General features: G+C 46.0%; 15 protein-coding genes. 8 read left to right on the top strand and 7 right to left on the bottom strand.

Annotated elements, in window-relative coordinates; translation table 11 throughout:
* Positions 1–46: 46 nt before the first annotated feature.
* From DMB88_RS29455 to DMB88_RS29445, 4 genes are all read left to right on the top strand, one after another.
* The gene (locus tag DMB88_RS29455) at positions 47–1,363 is read left to right on the top strand and encodes a sensor histidine kinase (RefSeq protein ID WP_128104147.1); all 1,317 of its coding nucleotides are present in this window, start codon (positions 47–49) and stop codon (positions 1,361–1,363) included.
* Positions 1,335–1,817, top strand: a complete 483-nt coding sequence (locus tag DMB88_RS31665; protein WP_254438392.1) for a response regulator — start codon at positions 1,335–1,337, stop codon at positions 1,815–1,817. Before DMB88_RS29455 ends, DMB88_RS31665 begins: the two co-directional genes overlap by 29 nt.
* Complete coding sequence (locus tag DMB88_RS31660; RefSeq protein WP_254438391.1) at positions 1,817–2,230, top strand: DNA-binding domain-containing protein; 414 nt, start codon at positions 1,817–1,819, stop codon at positions 2,228–2,230. Before DMB88_RS31665 ends, DMB88_RS31660 begins: the two co-directional genes overlap by 1 nt.
* A gap of 140 nt (positions 2,231–2,370) precedes the next feature.
* Positions 2,371–3,501: an SGNH/GDSL hydrolase family protein gene (locus DMB88_RS29445; protein ID WP_128104146.1), complete on the top strand. Its 1,131-nt coding sequence runs from the start codon at positions 2,371–2,373 to the stop codon at positions 3,499–3,501.
* A 210-nt stretch (positions 3,502–3,711) separates the two neighbouring features.
* Here the strand turns inward: DMB88_RS29445 and DMB88_RS29440 are convergent, their stop codons facing one another.
* Entirely contained in the window at positions 3,712–4,257 is a 546-nt protein-coding gene (locus DMB88_RS29440) for a dihydrofolate reductase family protein (RefSeq protein ID WP_128104145.1), read from the bottom strand.
* 72 nt (positions 4,258–4,329) lie between these two features.
* Between DMB88_RS29440 and DMB88_RS32260 the strand changes: the two genes are divergently transcribed.
* Positions 4,330–4,560 (top strand): helix-turn-helix transcriptional regulator, encoded by a 231-nt coding sequence (locus tag DMB88_RS32260; RefSeq protein ID WP_368028232.1) that lies wholly within the window; start codon positions 4,330–4,332, stop codon positions 4,558–4,560.
* A gap of 11 nt (positions 4,561–4,571) precedes the next feature.
* Positions 4,572–5,234, top strand: coding sequence for a helix-turn-helix transcriptional regulator (locus DMB88_RS29435; RefSeq protein ID WP_368028231.1), 663 nt, complete (start codon positions 4,572–4,574; stop codon positions 5,232–5,234).
* Between the two features lie 28 nt (positions 5,235–5,262).
* Here DMB88_RS29435 and DMB88_RS29430 read toward each other — a convergent pair whose 3' ends face one another.
* Both DMB88_RS29430 and DMB88_RS29425 read right to left on the bottom strand, forming a co-directional pair.
* Positions 5,263–5,652: a winged helix-turn-helix transcriptional regulator gene (locus tag DMB88_RS29430; RefSeq protein ID WP_128104144.1), complete on the bottom strand. Its 390-nt coding sequence runs from the start codon at positions 5,650–5,652 to the stop codon at positions 5,263–5,265.
* A 201-nt stretch (positions 5,653–5,853) separates the two neighbouring features.
* Positions 5,854–7,911, bottom strand: coding sequence for a CAP domain-containing protein (locus DMB88_RS29425; RefSeq protein WP_128104143.1), 2,058 nt, complete (start codon positions 7,909–7,911; stop codon positions 5,854–5,856).
* 262 nt (positions 7,912–8,173) lie between these two features.
* On the opposite strand from DMB88_RS29425, the gene DMB88_RS29420 reads away from it, so the two are divergent.
* Positions 8,174–8,398, top strand: coding sequence for a hypothetical protein (locus DMB88_RS29420; protein ID WP_128104142.1), 225 nt, complete (start codon positions 8,174–8,176; stop codon positions 8,396–8,398).
* Positions 8,399–8,443: 45 nt separating this feature from the next.
* On the opposite strand, the gene DMB88_RS29415 is transcribed toward DMB88_RS29420, so the two are convergent.
* A complete protein-coding gene (locus DMB88_RS29415) occupies positions 8,444–9,307 on the bottom strand; it encodes a GNAT family N-acetyltransferase (protein ID WP_164848822.1) in 864 nt (287 codons plus the stop codon).
* 256 nt (positions 9,308–9,563) lie between these two features.
* Between DMB88_RS29415 and DMB88_RS29410 the strand changes: the two genes are divergently transcribed.
* Entirely contained in the window at positions 9,564–10,172 is a 609-nt protein-coding gene (locus DMB88_RS29410) for a flavin reductase family protein (protein WP_254438390.1), read from the top strand.
* 193 nt (positions 10,173–10,365) lie between these two features.
* On the opposite strand, the gene DMB88_RS29405 is transcribed toward DMB88_RS29410, so the two are convergent.
* The 3 genes from DMB88_RS29405 to DMB88_RS29395 all read right to left on the bottom strand — a co-directional run bounded on the left by DMB88_RS29405 (position 10,366) and on the right by DMB88_RS29395 (position 16,561).
* Positions 10,366–12,234: an AbfB domain-containing protein gene (locus tag DMB88_RS29405; RefSeq protein WP_128104140.1), complete on the bottom strand. Its 1,869-nt coding sequence runs from the start codon at positions 12,232–12,234 to the stop codon at positions 10,366–10,368.
* 340 nt (positions 12,235–12,574) lie between these two features.
* Positions 12,575–14,020, bottom strand: coding sequence for a DEAD/DEAH box helicase (locus tag DMB88_RS29400; RefSeq protein WP_128104139.1), 1,446 nt, complete (start codon positions 14,018–14,020; stop codon positions 12,575–12,577).
* Positions 14,021–14,260: 240 nt separating this feature from the next.
* A complete protein-coding gene (locus tag DMB88_RS29395; RefSeq protein ID WP_128104138.1) occupies positions 14,261–16,561 on the bottom strand; it encodes a 5'-nucleotidase C-terminal domain-containing protein in 2,301 nt (766 codons plus the stop codon).
* Between the last annotated feature and the right edge of the window lie 196 nt (positions 16,562–16,757).

The following is a 16,757-nucleotide window of genomic DNA, read 5'->3' as shown; positions in this document are numbered from 1 at the left end:
GTGTAACGATAAGCGCTAATCGTTGTAATAGTAGGTGGAGAGATCGATGCGTAACTGGGTCAAAAATGAAAACGTGCAGATGACGGCTATCGCCTTGGCTACAGCTATTGGCGCACAGTTCAAGATTAATCCTTTTCGGGAAGACTATTTTCGCATCGGTCTGGGTGTCAGCATTCTTCTATTTTTGCTGATGATTATGCCCCACTTATCTTATGTGAAGACAGGAATTCTGACAGGTATCGCTAATCTGATCTTTCAATCTGTGGATCTGCTGAGCCATGTCAGTACGATGCCGATCTTAGAAAGTATGCGCGACAATATAGGTGCAGGTATGTACTACGTCGTATTCGCTTATGGCTTGAGTAGGATTAAACATCGATTTCATGAATTCCAGCCACTGGTTCTTGGTGGAATGATTACGATTATAGACTTCTCCTCCAATCTGACGGAGCTTCTGCTGCGCGGCATATTTAATGGCACGAACATTTTCTATCTGAAAGAATGGTTGTATCTGTTGATTGTTGGAGCTCTGCGAAGCTACTTCGTTATTGGGTTATATAACAGCTTCGCGGTAAGGCAGATGCGGCTTCTTCATGCTGAACAGGAGAAGCGGATGGAACAGATGATGAGTGTGAACTCAGGGTTATATGGTGAAGTCTTTTATCTGAAGAAGTCGATGAATACCATCGAAGGTATTACGGCGGATAGTTATGAGCTGTATCGGGATCTGAGAGAACATGAGATGAATGAATATAGTCAACGGACACTGGGCATCGCACAGCAGATCCATGAGGTGAAGAAGGATTCTCAGCGTATTCTGGCAGGTCTGCTCAAGGTGTATGATAGTGAAAAGGCAGTTCATCTTCAATTATCCGAAATGCTGCACTTCGCTGCCAAGGGCAATCGGAAATATGCGGAGATGTTGAATAAACAGATTACGCTTGAGAAGCATCAGCAATTCGATTGTGAGTCTCCATATTGTATTCCTCTACTCACCGTGATGAACAATCTGGTTGCAAATGCAGTAGAGGCGATTGAGACGCAAGGAACCATTCAGATTCATGTGTACGACCAGGAGATGGATGTGGTTTTTGAGGTTACGGACTCAGGCAAAGGAATCCCGGAATCGAAGCGACAGATTATTTTTGAACCAGGGTATACGACCAAATACAATGAGGTAGGGATTGCTGCAACAGGCATCGGTCTATCTCATGTGCGTGATATTGTTCAATCCTTGGAAGGTACGATTACGGTAGGCGTGCCGCAAGGTGGTACCGGCTCTAGATTTGTCGTGTGCATTCCCAAAGTGAGTTTGGTAAAGGAGGCCGGGGTCGATGACACTTTCTATCCTGATCGTAGATGATGATAGCGTAAGTAGAAGTATGTTACAGGATATTATAGATGAATGTGGAGCAGGTGAGCTTGTAGGTACGGCAGAGGGAGGCATTGAGGGGGAGCAGATGATTATGAATCTGAGACCCGATGTCGTGCTTATCGATCTACTGATGCCTGATCAGGATGGCATTGAGACCGTTGCAAGGCTCAAAACACTGGGATTCGCGGGCAAGTTCATTATGATCTCACAGGTAGATAATAAGGAAATGGTAGGTGCGGCTTACCAGCAAGGGATTGAGTTCTTCATTCATAAGCCCATTAATCGTGTGGAAGTGGAGCATGTGCTCAAAAGGGTGAATGAGCAGTGGAAGTACGAGCGTTATGTGCTTGAGATTCAGCAGTCCCTTACCAAATTCAACATTGTGGAGACTCCCCTATCGCGAAAGGACGCACTGTTCGTGATGTATCGAGAGCCATTCTGATGGACCTAGGTATTCTGGGTGAGAGTGGCAGCAAAGATGTTATCGCATTGATGGAATATGTCATCGAACAGAAGCAGGCTGAGGAGTGGCCTTCGCTCAAGGAAATGTACGAAGCTGTTGCACAGACCTATAAGCCGACAGCCAAAGAGGTGGAGAAAGAAAGCAAGGCTATGGAACAGCGCATCCGGCGAACCGTCAATGCAGCATTAACGAATATGGCTTCGATCGGTCTGACCGATTATAGCAATCACAAGTTTGAGCATTATGCACCGCTCTACTTTGACTTTCAGGATGTTCGGATGAAGATGCGGGCGATGGAAGAGGATCAGCCTGGTGATAAAGGCAAGGTCAATATTAAGAAGTTCCTGCATGTGTTCTACATGGAGACGGTGGAGAAATTAAGTGGCGGCTGAACCTGCTAAATAGCGGGTCGGTCGTTTTTTTGTGTTGGCTCATGTAGCTGTAGTAGTAACAAACTTGGTATAGTTGTCTGGGTATTTTTGGTATGATGAGCATATTGGCGCAAAACAAAATCCAAGAGAGGGATTGTGTGATGATGGAAAACAATAAGTTAAAGTACTATGCATTACCCGATGTTGCTCAGTTGAAGGTTCATGGGAGAACGACGGAGAGCAGGTCGCCGCTGACATTGTTTTGGACAGGTAGTGCAGTGGAGCTGAACGTGACAGGGACAGAGTTATGGATAGAGGTTGATTCCAAATATGATGTATGTGAACCATGGATCAGCGTTCTAATTAACGACGTAGTTGTAAGCCGCCAGATGTTGGTGCACGGAAGGTACTGGGTATGTATTTTCAGAGGAATGAACGAAAGCGTTACCAAAAATGTGCGAATCGTAAAAGACACCCAAGCCATGAGTGGGGATCCGGGATTCTCACTACAGATTCATGCGTTGAAATCGGACGGTGCATTCCAGTTGGTAGAGGATAGACCTTATAAGGTAGAATTCATCGGAGATAGCATTACATCAGGTGAAGGTGCTATTGGGGCTCAAGCCGAGGAAGATTGGATTCCGATGTGGTTCAGCGCGACTCAAAATTATACGGCGATGACGGCGGAGGCTCTTCACGCAGATTATCGCGTCATCTCTCAGAGCGGCTGGGGCGTGATGACGAGCTGGGACAACAATCCGGGCGCCAACATTCCACAGTATTATGATCAAGTGTGCGGTCTATTAACGGGGGAGATGAATGAAGCGCTGGGAGCACATAACCCGCATGACTTCATCGCATGGCAGCCGGATGTGGTGGTCGTGAATTTAGGCAGTAATGATGGCGGTGCCTTCCAGACACCAGAGTGGAAAGATCCCAACACGGGGGTCACGTATAAACAACGATTGAATGCCGATGGGACGTACCATGAGGAGGATGTAGCTAAGTTCGAGCAAGCAGCATACCAATTCTTGATTCAGTTGCGGAAAAATAACACCAAGGCACACATTGTCTGGGCGTATGGCATGCTTGGATTTCCGATGATGCCTGCTATATATCGCGCGGTAGATATCTATATGAAGGAAACGGGCGACCGAAATGTGTCGGTCATTCAATTGCCGAATACAACGAGTGAGACGGTAGGGGCTAGAACTCATCCAGGGATGTTATCCCATAAACGGGCAGCCGAAACCTTAACGGAGCATCTGAAAGGCATACTGCACCATTCCTAGAATACAGAACGAATTATGGCAAAGGAAAAGCGTTAGACACGAGGCCAGAGTTCTCTCACAAATGACACGAAACGAATGCAAAACAAGCCCGCGAACTACGCAGTGGGCTTGTTTTGCATTGCATTGATTTAGAATTTTGTATCCGCAGTAGATCGTGATCGTTAGTAAATTGGCGTAGTCATTCCATAATTTTAAACGCCTAAGCATGCATTAAGCCTGTGCATGTTCTGCCTCATAGCGGATCGCAATGATCTGCCCGAGCGTCTTGGTCTCGATGGTCTTCCACAGACTCGGCACCGTGCCTTTGGGGAATAACGGAATGCCTTCTCCTAGAATTTTCGGAATAATCGCCACTTCAATCTCATCCAGTAGATGCTGCTCTAGCACGGATTGAACCAGCTTCCCACCGCCAACAATCCATATATGACCTGTTGTAGAAGCCTTAAGTCGGGCGATTAACTGTTCCACCGGCTCATCTGTGAATTCAACGTGTGGAGCTGGCGGCTGCTTCGAACGGGACATGACATATGTTGGACGATCGGCATACATAAAATCTTTAGCTAGTGTGAGCACCACTTCATAAGTATCACGTCCCATGACAACGGAACCGATCTCTTGATAAAATGCTGCGTACCCATTGTCACCTCCATCTCCCTCCACATCCATCAGCCAATCTACAGAACCATCTGGTCTTGCGATATATCCATCCATACTCATTGCAACATACAAGATAACCTTAGTATTTGACATATGCATCGCTCCCTTCTTCTTAACATTATGATACACTCTAACTATGACAAAAGTTGACGTAATTAAAGGTGGGGAATTATGAATCATCGGAAACTTGCCATCATGAGATTAATGGATTCTAGGCGTAAATTTACGGCTCGCGAGCTGGCTGAGCGGTTCCAGGTATCTATTCGTACGATCCAACGTGACCTGGATGCGTTGCAGTCAATGGGCTTCCCTCTATATACGGAGGTAGGTGTACACGGAGGGTACCAGGTTTTACCGAATCGTTTGTTGCCACCCTCCAGCTTCATCAGAGCGAGGCGTTAGGTTTGTTTCTGATGCTTGAATATTTAGAGAAAGTACCGGATTTCCCTTATGGATCGGTGCGAGAACATCTGGCAGAGCAGTACTTTTCAAGTCTGCCGCAGGATGTACAGGATCTCGTGATGCGAATGAGAGAACATATTACTTTTCTTCAGCCACATTCATCGACGCACACTCAGCCTATGACAACTACAATGCTGGACGCAGCGGTGGAGAAGAGAGGTGTTACCTTCCAATATTCTTCCCGTAATGGACAGAAAACAGTAAAGGTCTTTCCAATCGGCATTTATTATGATCGCGGGTACTGGTATATGCCTGCACGGAATAAGGAGAGAGTGTTGCTGTACCGTGTAGATCGCATGAGTAATCTTGAGATTATGGATGAAACGGATGAATCTACCCCGAACCTGCATGATTGGCTGCGTGCGAAGGATGAACGGGAAAGTATTGAGGTCGTGCTACATTTTACGGATGCGGGGGCAAGGCAAGCTGCCTCGGATGTCGTATTTAAGTCTGTACAGGATAAGGTATGGAAGGGTGCGGTTCCCGTGGATGAGCTGCCATATACAGCGCGTGGGCTTCTGACCTATGGACCAGAAGTGAAGGTCGTGGCTCCAGTAGAATTGAAGCAAATGGTGCGAAGTATGCTGGAGAGTAGTCTGGAGCAATATCTGTAAAGAAGAACAGACGTACAGAAAAAAAGGACTACAGGTAGTCCCTGACTGTAAAGGTGTGAGGCTTATCTCCCTTATTACCCTGTGATTCTTCGACGTTGTGCACACCCCATTTGCAGATTTCCTCAAGGATGGGCATCAAGCTCTGGCCTCTACTCGTTAAGGAGTACTCTACCTTTGGCGGAGATTGGTCATATTCTACCCTTTGAATAACACCGTCACTTTCAAGATTACTCAATTGAGCGGTTAACACTTTGTATGTAATGCCTGAGACACGACGCTTGAGCTCTCCGTACCTAGTGATTCCGTGGAATGCGAGTTGGTACATAATTTTCATTTTCCACTTCCCGCCAATAATAGACAAGGTATAGTCAAACGGGGTTAGAACAACATCTTTCTTGATTGCTGTAGTTTCGTCCATATTGGTCGGACTCCTTTGAGAAGATTTATGGAATTTGTAAACCGAAATTCATTCTTATGAACAGGGAGAACAGCATCGTATTCGTTAGTAAAAAAACAACAATAATTCAGGCTCACTCCACTTTGATCAAACGAAGTGAGGTGAGCCTGAGGTTGCTCGAGACGCGAAGATGCAAATGGTTCAGGAATTATGAATCATGAATTAGAATTGACCCATATTCATTTTTCCTTTAATTACAGTCAAGCCGTAGGTGATTGAAGGAGCATACATATACAGATTTAACTGTTGCGGTGAGTAAGGGCCAACCTCTGTATGGAAGTTTCCATTTTGATCAAACTGAACGGTTACTTCCTCAATATGTTTGGAGATAGGTCCTTCTTGCACTTTAATGTTAATGCTCTGTCCTTTTAATTTAAGGAATTTGCCTTCTAGAACCAAGCTTCCATCACTACGATATTCAGCGAAGAAGCTCTGATCGGTATATGTGACTGGTTTGATGTACACTTCTTTTTTTGGCATTTTGGGAAGGGTTAATGGATCTGTTGGGATCGTGGGTCTTCCCTCTAATACACTTATTCTGTTGTGCAGATACTTAAGAATCTGGAGTGCTTCTGCCCGAGTCACTGTGTCGGAACCTTCGTAGCCGGAATATGACAACTCCGTTTTCCCGCGTACGTAGTCGTTTGCAAGTACATACTGAATTGCGTTAGATCCGGCAAAATGTTTACCATCTGCGGCAGACAGAATCTCCGCAATTTGCAGGCGTGTAATAGCCTTGTTCCTGGAGGCGGCCTTGTTGATCCCTGCAAGTGGGTAGTTACGATCCTTCGCAATCTGATAAGCTGCATCCACTAATGTCTTCTTAGGAGCTTGATAAGATTGAATATCGATACGGTAAGCTTTTAGGAGCATCATCCAGAACTCTGCTTCTGTTACGGTCGTATTCGGCTGGAGCAATCCATTGCTTGCTGGGCTTACAATATCTAACTTTAATCCCCACTCTAGAGCCTCCTGTAAAGGATGGCCTGTGGCATCAGTAGGTAACTTGGTTAGCGAACTGCTATAATTTCTCGTTTTCCACTTCGGATAGACTTTAACTTTTACTTGTGTTGTTTTACCTTCTAATGTGGCTTTCACAGTGTAATCGCCCGGTTGTATTGCGCTGATAATTCCAGCAGTAGACACCTTAAGGCCTTTGGCATTGCTGCTTATGTAGCTTAATCCTTCTGTTGCTTCATCAAAAGCATTATCATCATAGTGGCTTGTCCACCTCAACTGGAGCTGTTCACCCTGATTAAGAGTAACTTCTTCGGTAAAAGGTGTGATTGAAGTTAAGTTCGTTCCTTTTCCGGTCGTAAAAGACCATGTCTTGTTTTTAGAACCTGTTGCTTCACCTGTGGAGTAAGTGAGTGAAACGGTATATGTCTGATTACCTTTTAACACCGACTTTGGATAGATAAATAACGTTTTGCCATGTAACTGTTCATGATAAGGAAGTTCGTTTCCTCGGCTATCTTTGATGACAACTTGATGATTGATCATTTCGAGCTGAGCTGCTGCGGAAATAATATAACCCGAGAACGTTACGCCGAACTGCTTGAGCGGATTCGGGATTTCATTGCCATAGAATCCTACCGGTACATTGGTCTGTTGATCGTAAGGATATACAGCCATCGTTCCCTCTTCTTTGGTCATCCAAGGGCCTGCGAAATCTGCGACAGCCGTTCCATCGACCAGACCGAACCCAACTTCAACAAGGGTAGGATCAAGAACGATTTCCCGATGATATGCAGTATCTAGGAATCCTTGTAGAGCGGCTGAACTGCTCTTCTGCTTGAAATGCATAGCTTCGGAGTAAGCATAACCCTTTGGAGCGACATAGCCAGCTGCTTCAATCCGGTTCTTCATATTTTTTCCTGTAAACCCGGGCATACCTTCCACTTGTAGATGAGAGCTTAGGTCAGGTGCCTTGCTTTTGTTGGTGTTGTAATAAGTAGCATGAGACTCGGCAGCGCGTGTAATGAGTGGATTCAACTTGAGTGGAGGAACGCCGACCTTAGCGCGCACCGCATTAAGGAAATTTAACGCATCCAGTTGATCCTGGGTGTACCCGGCACTGTCGGCGCTGGCACGAGGCACAACATGGGTGCTAAATGCTCCGGCTAGTAGGCTAAAGAGAGCCAGAACTGTCGTGACATAAGCAATCTTGGTGATGAAGCGCCTACGCTTGGTTAAAGATGATTTTCTGTGAATAAACAAGATGTGACCTCCTTCAATTAGATTATGATAAAGTTCGACATAATATTTGTAAATCCTGCCATATGTACTACGCGACGCATCTGTTTGCTGTGTTATATGAGCTTTTGGTTACTATGCAAGCTAGATGAGTGTAAATGAATTATTCTGATGATTTGTTTTCACAATTTCCCTCATTTTGTCAGTACAATCATAAAGTTATTGATTATTGTTAACAAATGTAAATTACTATAAGTGATACAACATATTGTTAAAGGAGATGAGAATGGTGAATTTGAATAAGATGACAACAATCATTACCTTCATTTTACTCATCATGATGGTCATCTTTCGGAATAACGTAGCAGCCCTCATCTTCAGTGTGGTCATGATTGCGCTGATGGGGTACACCGCGTTCCGTGTAAGAACCAAATGGAATATAGGCACTGCCGTATGTCTAAGTGTGATCCTTGTGATCTGGAATGTGTACCTTGGCTTAGAAAATCCATAACAAAGAGACCCGCCTCCATAGCGAAGGCCGATCTCTCTAAACTACTTATACCAACTTGCCTCTATAGTAGTGATACTCGGAATTCACTTCAAAACCAACACTTCGATACAGGTTCAGAGCACGCTCATTCTCCGTAACAACGGACAGCCGAATATCGGTATAGCCTTGCTCCGTTAAGAGATTCGACAGAATGGTGAGCACAGCACGTCCCAGTTTCCGACCCTGATGAGCAGGCAAAATGCAGAAGTTATGAATAAATGCAGTCGTGGCATTAATGGAATTGACCCGTACTAGCCCAACAGGCTGTTCATCCTGACAGGCAATATAGGTTACTCGGCTAGGTTCATTCGTTTGTATAAAATATTCACGAGTCCAGCTCTCTGAATCGCCGAAGGCTTGGGATGAGCAGGTGATCATAAAATCCCAATCTTGAGCTTCTGCTACACGCAAAGTAACTTCGGGCAGTTCATCCATAGGAGAGATTTCACTTACAAGCTGCATGACGTACTCCGCACGATCATACACTGCTCCGAGTGATTCAGCCGTGTGGATTCCTGGAGATAAACCCTGAGGAATACGGTAGCTGAGCTGATGTATACCCTGAGGTGTCATGTCCAAAATAGCTTGCTTCAGTAAGCTGCGGAACACACCTTGGCGGCGATGCTGTGGATGTACGATGGCATTTATACTTCCGGTCTCAGCGTCAGAAGCATACCAACTGAGGAGTCCAACTAGTTCGCTGTCGCGATAACAGAGAAGCGCGTGATCTCCGTCTTTTTTGCTGATATGATCAAGATCGGCTTTAAGATGTACGGAATCGAGTTGTTTACATTGTTGTTCGAGCGAGACAATCGCCTCAATCTGTTCTTGGGAATGATAGATCATCGGAACGACTTGATAGGTTGACATGCATTCACACCTTTTTATTGAAGGATACGCACAGTAACTCGGACTAGAGTTCGCTATGCTCCAAAATAGAATTTTAACTGAAGTTAGCATTATCTAAATTTATCTAAAATGAATCTATGTTTTGATCGAGGTACGCACTTTAAAGTGCGTACTTTTTTTATGGTAGACAAGTGTATATTCTTATACCAACTATATTTGTCCCGTCAGTCTTTGTAAATGGAAGGATCTACTGAGGGATAAGGAAGGGTGAGTGTAATTGGTAAAGGATCATACACATGAATTTACAACAGGTGAGATCACGGTTGATGAGATGTATAAATTAATGATTGGTTCAGTGGTACCCCGGCCGATTGCTTGGGTTTCTACGAGAAGTGCGGAGGGGGTGCTTAATCTGGCGCCATTCAGTTTTTTTACCATTGCCTCGCGTAATCCACCAACGTTGCTCATATCGATTGGACCTGGTGTAGAAGAGAGACAAGGCACGATTAAGGACACACTGGTCAACATTCGGGAGACGGGGGAGTACGTTATTAATGTCGTTCCTGCCTCGCTTGGGGCTTCAATGCAGCGCTCGTCCGCTCATGTAGCATCGGAGGATAGTGAGTTCGAACTTGCAGGAGTTACACCCCAGCCAGGGATATGCGTGCGTGTGCCTTCCGTGCAGGAGTCTCCCATTGCCTTTGAGCTTACACTGGATCGAATCATCCCGGTTGGTACAGATCATGTGGTGCTTGGAAAAGTCGAGCATGTTCGGGTCGATGCAGAGGCATACGCCGGTGATTATAAATTAGCCCTAGAGAACTGGCAGCCATTAGCCAGTCTGGCTGGCGATTATGCCATGATTACACCAGCGTTCTCGGTATGAGAACGCGTTGTAGAATCATATCTCATAGCGGGTGAAGCGCAGAGAAAAAGTCTCCATTTCAGGCGGTGGTGCCTGATCAGAGACTTTTTTCCGTCAATGTATAGAAGGTTGTTCGTTCTTGTGTCCTCATGTGTAAATGGTGGCTTTTCTATGTTACAGATGCACCGCTAAAGACCATTTTACCGCTACGCTGCTAGAAGTTCGTACGGGCAAACGTGGCATCACTCTTCACAGTTGAACTGCTGGATGCATTAATGGCATCAAGTTGCAGCACATAATCATAGTGCCTGATGTAATAGCCGGGCTGACTGTAGGATTGCAGTGAAACTTTGCTACTGTCCGCCCAGCCGGGACTGCTTAGGAACGTGGCATCTCCCTTATAGGCGGCGGTATTGGTATAAGCTTCAAGCACAATTTTGTTGCTGGCATTCCGCTTTAAGAAATAGCCAGGGAAGTTGATGGACTCCAGCGAGATTCCTGTGGAGCTGGCAAGACCAGGAACAACGCGGAACTGGGAATCGAGTACTGGCGTGACGTTGGCATCCACACGAGCTGCATAATTCGCATGACGGATATATCGATCTGGATAGTTGTGTGAATTGAAGCGGCTATATCCGGTGGCATCAGGGGTAGCAGGACCCAACATTTTGACCTCGTGTAAGGTTGGCGTATACCAGTTGCCAGGATTGTTCCATAAGACGGCATTCACCATATTGATTCGTACATAACGAGCAGTGAAATGCACCGCATCGGTCGTGAAGCCATAGGTCAGATTGTTGGTGCGATCTATTGAGGCGTAATTAACGCCATCGTTGCTGATCTCGATTTTATATTTGTAATACCCTTCAGAGCCTTTATACATAAACCAAGACGTATCGATCTCCGTGATGGTCTTCGGAGCGCCGAAGTCCACCTGCCACCATGCCGGCCAACTGTTGGATGAAGCCACCCATGAAGTCTGGTAGTTGCCGTCATTCACGTTGGAAGCAGATGAGCCGGAGGCTGTCGAACTGGCGGTAGCTGTTTTCCCTTGTGCATGATTGACGAGAGCGGGTGGGGTTACTGTGCCTGTAGCTGCATCAATGTTCCACGTGGTGTACCACTCCAGTGATGCCGTTCCGTTCGAATCATTCAAAGTTAGCGGCAGCCAGATATGCTTGTGTTCTCCGAGATTCATTGGATTCCAACGGTCCGCCATGTAGATATAGGATGTTGTACTGTTGCCTGTAATCGTGGCGATATCATGGATCTGCGAGCCGAAGGCAGATGGATTGCCATATGGCGTAAGGGATGTCCATGGCCCTGTCATAGACGTCGCAGTGGCGTACGCTCCTTGATTCGGATACCAGCCCGCGGCTTGGGAGGTGAAGAGGTAATAACGGTTTCCTTTTTTCACAACGGCAGGTGCCTCGCGATAGGCATTCTCGAATAGCCAGCCTTCGAAGGATTGAATTCCGGTGTAGCTTGCATTCATTTTGAAAATAGCCATCGTATCATTAGCCCCGCCATTCTTGCGGGAAGCGGTAACCAGATAACCTGTGCCATCCGTATCCACGAATACGGTCATGTCACGGGATTCATAATCGAGTGGACGGAAACTGCCCTCATACGAAAATTTGCCATTCGGCGTATTACTTGTGGCTACCGCTACACGCCCAAGGTTGTAATCCGTCCCGTTCTCATAATGTGCCCACAGCACATATTGGGAGGTGGCGGCATTATAGATGACTTTGGGACGCTCGATTTTGCTGGATGCCAGTTCTGTTGCAGAATCCTTCGTCAGGATCGCATTGCTAAATGTCCAATTCTTCAGATCTGTGGAGGTGTAGACGTTAACACTGTCGAATCTGCCGCCTACTGCATGTTCACCATACAGATAATACGTCGAGCCTACCTGCAGAATGTTGCCGCTGTTGGCATGGATGGGATTGCCCGCCGTATCCAGCCAGTCGGTTCCGTTGGTTATCGTGACACTTGCTGCACTTGTTCGCTCTGGATGAAGACCAAACAGAGTGAACGTGAGCGCTAAGACTAGACACCAGACAGCTTGCCTTTTACCCATTACATACACCTCCCGATAGAATGAAGATCAATATAGCGCTTTCAATTATATTCTAGTTGGGCTACATTCGATGACAAGTGAACAATACATCCATTGATGAACAAAGCGGCAATTTATTCATAACGAGCAGGAAGAGCGGCGATAGGTCGGGTAAGATCGGAAGATGATGCTAGACGGTAGTGTTGGCGGTATCGTAGTACAATAATGCATGCTTAACTAGGCTTAACAGAGGAGGGGATATGTCCTCATTTATATCACCACATGATAATAGGGATAGCAGGCTTGGTAACAAGCTCGCTATCCCTACGTCATTGTGTATTTATTTTAGACAGAGAATGAATTACTTCTTCCCCTTACGAACCTTGAGCTGCATCTTTTTGATCGTTGTATTTTGCATCATTTCTAGCACAAGTGGCCCTTTACCGTTCAGAATCTCCACATCGGTTACGTTATCCTGAATGGTAATGATGCCAATATCGTCTGCGCCCACGCCTTCAAGCTTGGCGATGGTTCCAACGAAGTCGACAGCACGAAGTTTCTTCTTCTTGCCTCCATTGAAGTTCAGTTTCATAATCTGCTGATTCAATTGTTCGCGTTTGTCCTTTTTGCGCTCAGGTACAATCTTCAGCCGCTTCTCGAACTCTTCTCTACGGCGATCTACAGCATCTTCAGAAGGAGCCTTAATCACAGGGATCTCGAACCCGATGTAGGATTCGATCTCAGCGAGGCGTCTGCCATCCTTCGGCGTGATGAAGGTAAAGGCTTTACCCGTCTGACCTGCACGCCCAGTACGGCCTGTACGGTGAACATAGCTTTCCTTTTCAAGCGGAATATCGTAGTTAATTACATGTGTGATATTGGTAATGTCGATCCCCCGAGCAGCTACATCCGTCGCAACTAAATAACGGAATTGTCCACGTCGGAAGGCATTCATGACCTCAATTCGCTCATCCTGCTCCATGCCGCCATGGATGCGATCTGCTGGATAGTCGAGATCAGCCATCACGCGGAACAGCTTGTCTACATTCTCCTGCGTGCGGCAGAATACGATACAGCTCTCCGGGTTCTCCACGATGAACAAGTCTTGCAGCAGCGCAGTTTTGTTCACTTCAGAAGTATGAATAACGGCATGTTCAATCGTGGCAGTTGTCAGTCCACTTGCCTTGATCTCGATCTCCACCGGATCCTTCATGTATTTACGGGATAGATTGGCTACATCTTCCGGGAAGGTCGCGGAGAAGAGCATCGTTACACGCTCCCGTGGCAGCGCCTGAATAATAGCTCCCACCGTCTCAATGAAGCCCATATTCAGCATCTCATCAGCTTCATCAATGACCAGATAGGCGATTCGATCCAGTGGCAGCGTTCCGCGTTCGATATGATCCAATACCCGTCCTGGTGTGCCGACAGCAACATGAGTCCGTTGTTTTAACTCGGCCTTCTGGATATGGAAAGGGGACTGTCCGTATAGTGCCGTTGCCTTGATGCGTTTGAAGCGGCCGATGTTGGTAATGTCTTCGGTAACCTGCAAAGCCAACTCGCGGGTAGGGGTTAGAATTAACGCTTGCGGTTTATTCTCGTTCCAGTCCACCTGTTCGCAGACCGGAATGCCGTATGCAGCTGTTTTGCCACTACCTGTCTGGGATTTGACGACCAGATCTTTATTCTCTAGGGCGACTGGAATGACTTTGGACTGAACCTCAGTTGCTGTCTCATAGCCCAGGCTATCCAGTGCTCGTACAATTTCTTCTCCAAGCTGAAACTTACTAAATTGTTGCTTGCTCATGATTAACCTCTTTTGCATTAGTTTTGAATACTACATATTAGCATTACACCGTACTATTTGCGTATACCTTCTCATTATACTCGATATGTTGGAGCGTTAACGGAATATTTGATGTAATTCAGATGTACTCGTTAAAAATTAAACGAAAGAAGACCCCCTGCTCAGGCAGAGGATCTCCTTAGATGTACAAGACTATATCTGTAGTGACACATCAGGAAACTGTCACCACGACCTTGCGATTTACTTCAACATACTTACGTATTTACCGTATACATAAACGACACGTCCATCCAGTTTCACTTTCAACCAGCCATATTTCTCTGTGCTAATTACTTCAAGAATGGTTCCTTTGGGTACAGCCGTGACGATCTTGGCTTGGGATGAAGCACCAGCGCGAACATTCAGATAAGCGGCGGTTACTTTGGCTTGCTTAACCTTGTTGTCTTTTACCGTGTCTGGCTTCGTTGAGCCTGGTGTGGTAGCAGGTTTGCCTGGTTTAGCTGGTTCTGGTGTTGGCTTTGGTTTCGTTGGTGTAACAGGCTTCTCAGGTGCAGGTGTAGTTGTATCCTCACCGTTTCCTGCTGCCGCTTTACGAGCTGCGTTCAACTTCTGATAGAACTCACCTTTGGTTGTTACACCTGAGAATTGTGCTGCATCTACGTTTGCTTTGGCAGATAGGGCATCAATCTCTTCTTGCGTCACAGCATCCAGAATGTTAATGGAGGCAATGTTGGTGTATTTGCCATCTTCTGTGTTAGGCACAGACATTACGCCATCATTGATAAGCTCTACAACATCTGCACGTGCTGGTGCAGTGAGGTCAACACCAGTGATTGTCCAGTTATGCTGAATCTTCGGTTCGTAAACACCGTTCATGACATCTTTCAGGTAGGCAATAGACAGGTTACGGATGGTACCTTGAATCTCACCGTATGCCGAAGCATCCTTCGATGACCAGAGTTGCTTGAACGTACGTCCTTCCAGTGCCCCTCCCTTCGCAATTAACGCTTCCATCCGGTAAGCATTCATGCCGAGCTTGAGCGCATCTTGTTCTTTGATTGCTTCACCATTGCTGTATTTGAGGTTCGTAATCCGGCTACCATATGGCTTGGTGAGATCAATCTCATAGGTTACGCCGCCGAAGAAATCATTCGTACTGTACTTGGAAGCACGGCGCTTCGGATCAAAGCTAATCGTTACATCCCCTGGGCGCGTCGAGTTAAAGTACCCTACAGACCACTCCATGTAATCCTTCAGATCACGTCCCGTTACTTCATACACAGTGACTTCACCGAAGGTGTATTGATAGTTGAAGGCAATATCTTTTTTCTTAATCGGGCCAATATCTAGCTTGGCTTTGTCGTTATCAATCTGGTGTGCAACCACATCGGCATCGCTGTAATGAATCATAACTTCGGTGAAGAAGTCGGATAGAGGGGTCTCCTGAATCTGCACAGCAGGAATGCCTTTGATCTCATCGGCAGGTACCAGGTTGGTTCCTTTCAATTCAGCGACTTCGATGTTAGCATCTGCACGAGCGAACTCGTGGAACGGGTGCAGTGTCTCTTCAAGTCCTGCATCGGATACCTCATAGGTACCATCTGCTGCTTTTACAGCCAGTGCTTGAGCCTCTTTGCTTTTCAAAACAACGTTGTCGCCATCTTTCTCAAAGGTCAGGTCGATTCGTGAGATATGGGATCCGTATTTGTTCGGTTCGGAGATCAATACGCCGTTTACCGTTTGTGATTCAATTAAAGTATGCATGTGTCCGGCAAAAATAGCCGCCAGCTCAGGGTTCGCATTCGCGATATCGGTTACCCCGGTTCCCGGATTGCCGTTCTCGTTGTCGAGACCCATATGCATAAGTCCAACCATGACATCTACTTTGCCTTTAAGCTCAGCAATGGCCTTTTTGGTCTCTTCGACAGGATCTTTAACAATAATGCCATCTAGGTGATCGGTGCCTTTCTCAAACTCAGTAATCATCGGTGTGTTCATTCCAATGACGCCCACTTTAATGCCATCCTTCTCAATAATCGTATAGGCAGGCATGTAGCGGTCGCCGTTTTCTTTGAAAATGTTACCTACAAGAGGTTGTCCGTTGAATTGGGAAGAAATCTTCTCCAACACATCCAGACCAAAGTTGAATTCATGATTGCCCATGACCCATGCGTCATATTTCATCTCGTTCATTGCAACCATCATGGGAGATTGCGGTTGATCGTTGAAGAGCTCAGCAGAGTTATCCTGTATCATATCTCCTGCATCTAGCAGAATCGTATTAGGATTCTCAGCTCGTACTTTTTTAACGATGGTATAGAGCTGTGTCATGCTTCCTGTTGGGTTTGGACCGTCCAGAGCGTAGTCCCATGGCATAAAACGCCCATGAATATCGGATGTGCCGAGCAACGTAATTTTGGTTTCTTTTGCTGATTCGGCTGCTTCAGCCGGGGCTGAAGTGAATGGAGCGAACAAAATGGAGGTACATAAGAGGAAGGATAAAGACCATCCGGCGAAACCTTTCGTTGAAAATTTGCGCATGTTGTAATCTCCCTTGTTATCTAGTGTATGTAAAGATATGTGTCATTTTATACTAGATAAACATTAAGGGAATGTAAACCCGTATGTAATAATTATGCTCGATTTGGGAAAAGTGAGCCTGATTACCGATAGTGGGAAACGATATACTTTTTGAAGTAAATAGTATAGTTTGTAGGTGTTTTAAACCAAATTTATC

Source organism: Paenibacillus sp. DCT19 (assembly GCF_003268635.1).
In the GTDB taxonomy this organism is placed as follows: domain Bacteria; phylum Bacillota; class Bacilli; order Paenibacillales; family Paenibacillaceae; genus Paenibacillus.
Note: the sequence above shows the minus strand (reverse complement) of the source record. Positions and strands in the feature narration are given on the sequence as shown.

Excerpts from the sequence above, each read along its gene's own strand:
- DMB88_RS29455 (WP_128104147.1), top strand. The coding sequence starts at position 47 with ATGCGTAACTGGGTCAAAAATGAAAACGTGCAGATGACGGCTATCGCC.
- DMB88_RS31665 (WP_254438392.1), top strand. The coding sequence starts at position 1,335 with ATGACACTTTCTATCCTGATCGTAGATGATGATAGCGTAAGTAGAAGT.
- DMB88_RS31660 (WP_254438391.1), top strand. The coding sequence starts at position 1,817 with ATGGACCTAGGTATTCTGGGTGAGAGTGGCAGCAAAGATGTTATCGCA.
- DMB88_RS29445 (WP_128104146.1), top strand. The coding sequence starts at position 2,371 with ATGATGGAAAACAATAAGTTAAAGTACTATGCATTACCCGATGTTGCT.
- DMB88_RS29440 (WP_128104145.1), bottom strand. The coding sequence starts at position 4,257 with ATGCATATGTCAAATACTAAGGTTATCTTGTATGTTGCAATGAGTATG.
- DMB88_RS32260 (WP_368028232.1), top strand. The coding sequence starts at position 4,330 with ATGAATCATCGGAAACTTGCCATCATGAGATTAATGGATTCTAGGCGT.
- DMB88_RS29435 (WP_368028231.1), top strand. The coding sequence starts at position 4,572 with ATGCTTGAATATTTAGAGAAAGTACCGGATTTCCCTTATGGATCGGTG.
- DMB88_RS29430 (WP_128104144.1), bottom strand. The coding sequence starts at position 5,652 with ATGGACGAAACTACAGCAATCAAGAAAGATGTTGTTCTAACCCCGTTT.
- DMB88_RS29420 (WP_128104142.1), top strand. The coding sequence starts at position 8,174 with ATGGTGAATTTGAATAAGATGACAACAATCATTACCTTCATTTTACTC.
- DMB88_RS29415 (WP_164848822.1), bottom strand. The coding sequence starts at position 9,307 with ATGTCAACCTATCAAGTCGTTCCGATGATCTATCATTCCCAAGAACAG.
- DMB88_RS29405 (WP_128104140.1), bottom strand. The coding sequence starts at position 12,234 with ATGGGTAAAAGGCAAGCTGTCTGGTGTCTAGTCTTAGCGCTCACGTTC.
- DMB88_RS29400 (WP_128104139.1), bottom strand. The coding sequence starts at position 14,020 with ATGAGCAAGCAACAATTTAGTAAGTTTCAGCTTGGAGAAGAAATTGTA.
- DMB88_RS29395 (WP_128104138.1), bottom strand. The coding sequence starts at position 16,561 with ATGCGCAAATTTTCAACGAAAGGTTTCGCCGGATGGTCTTTATCCTTC.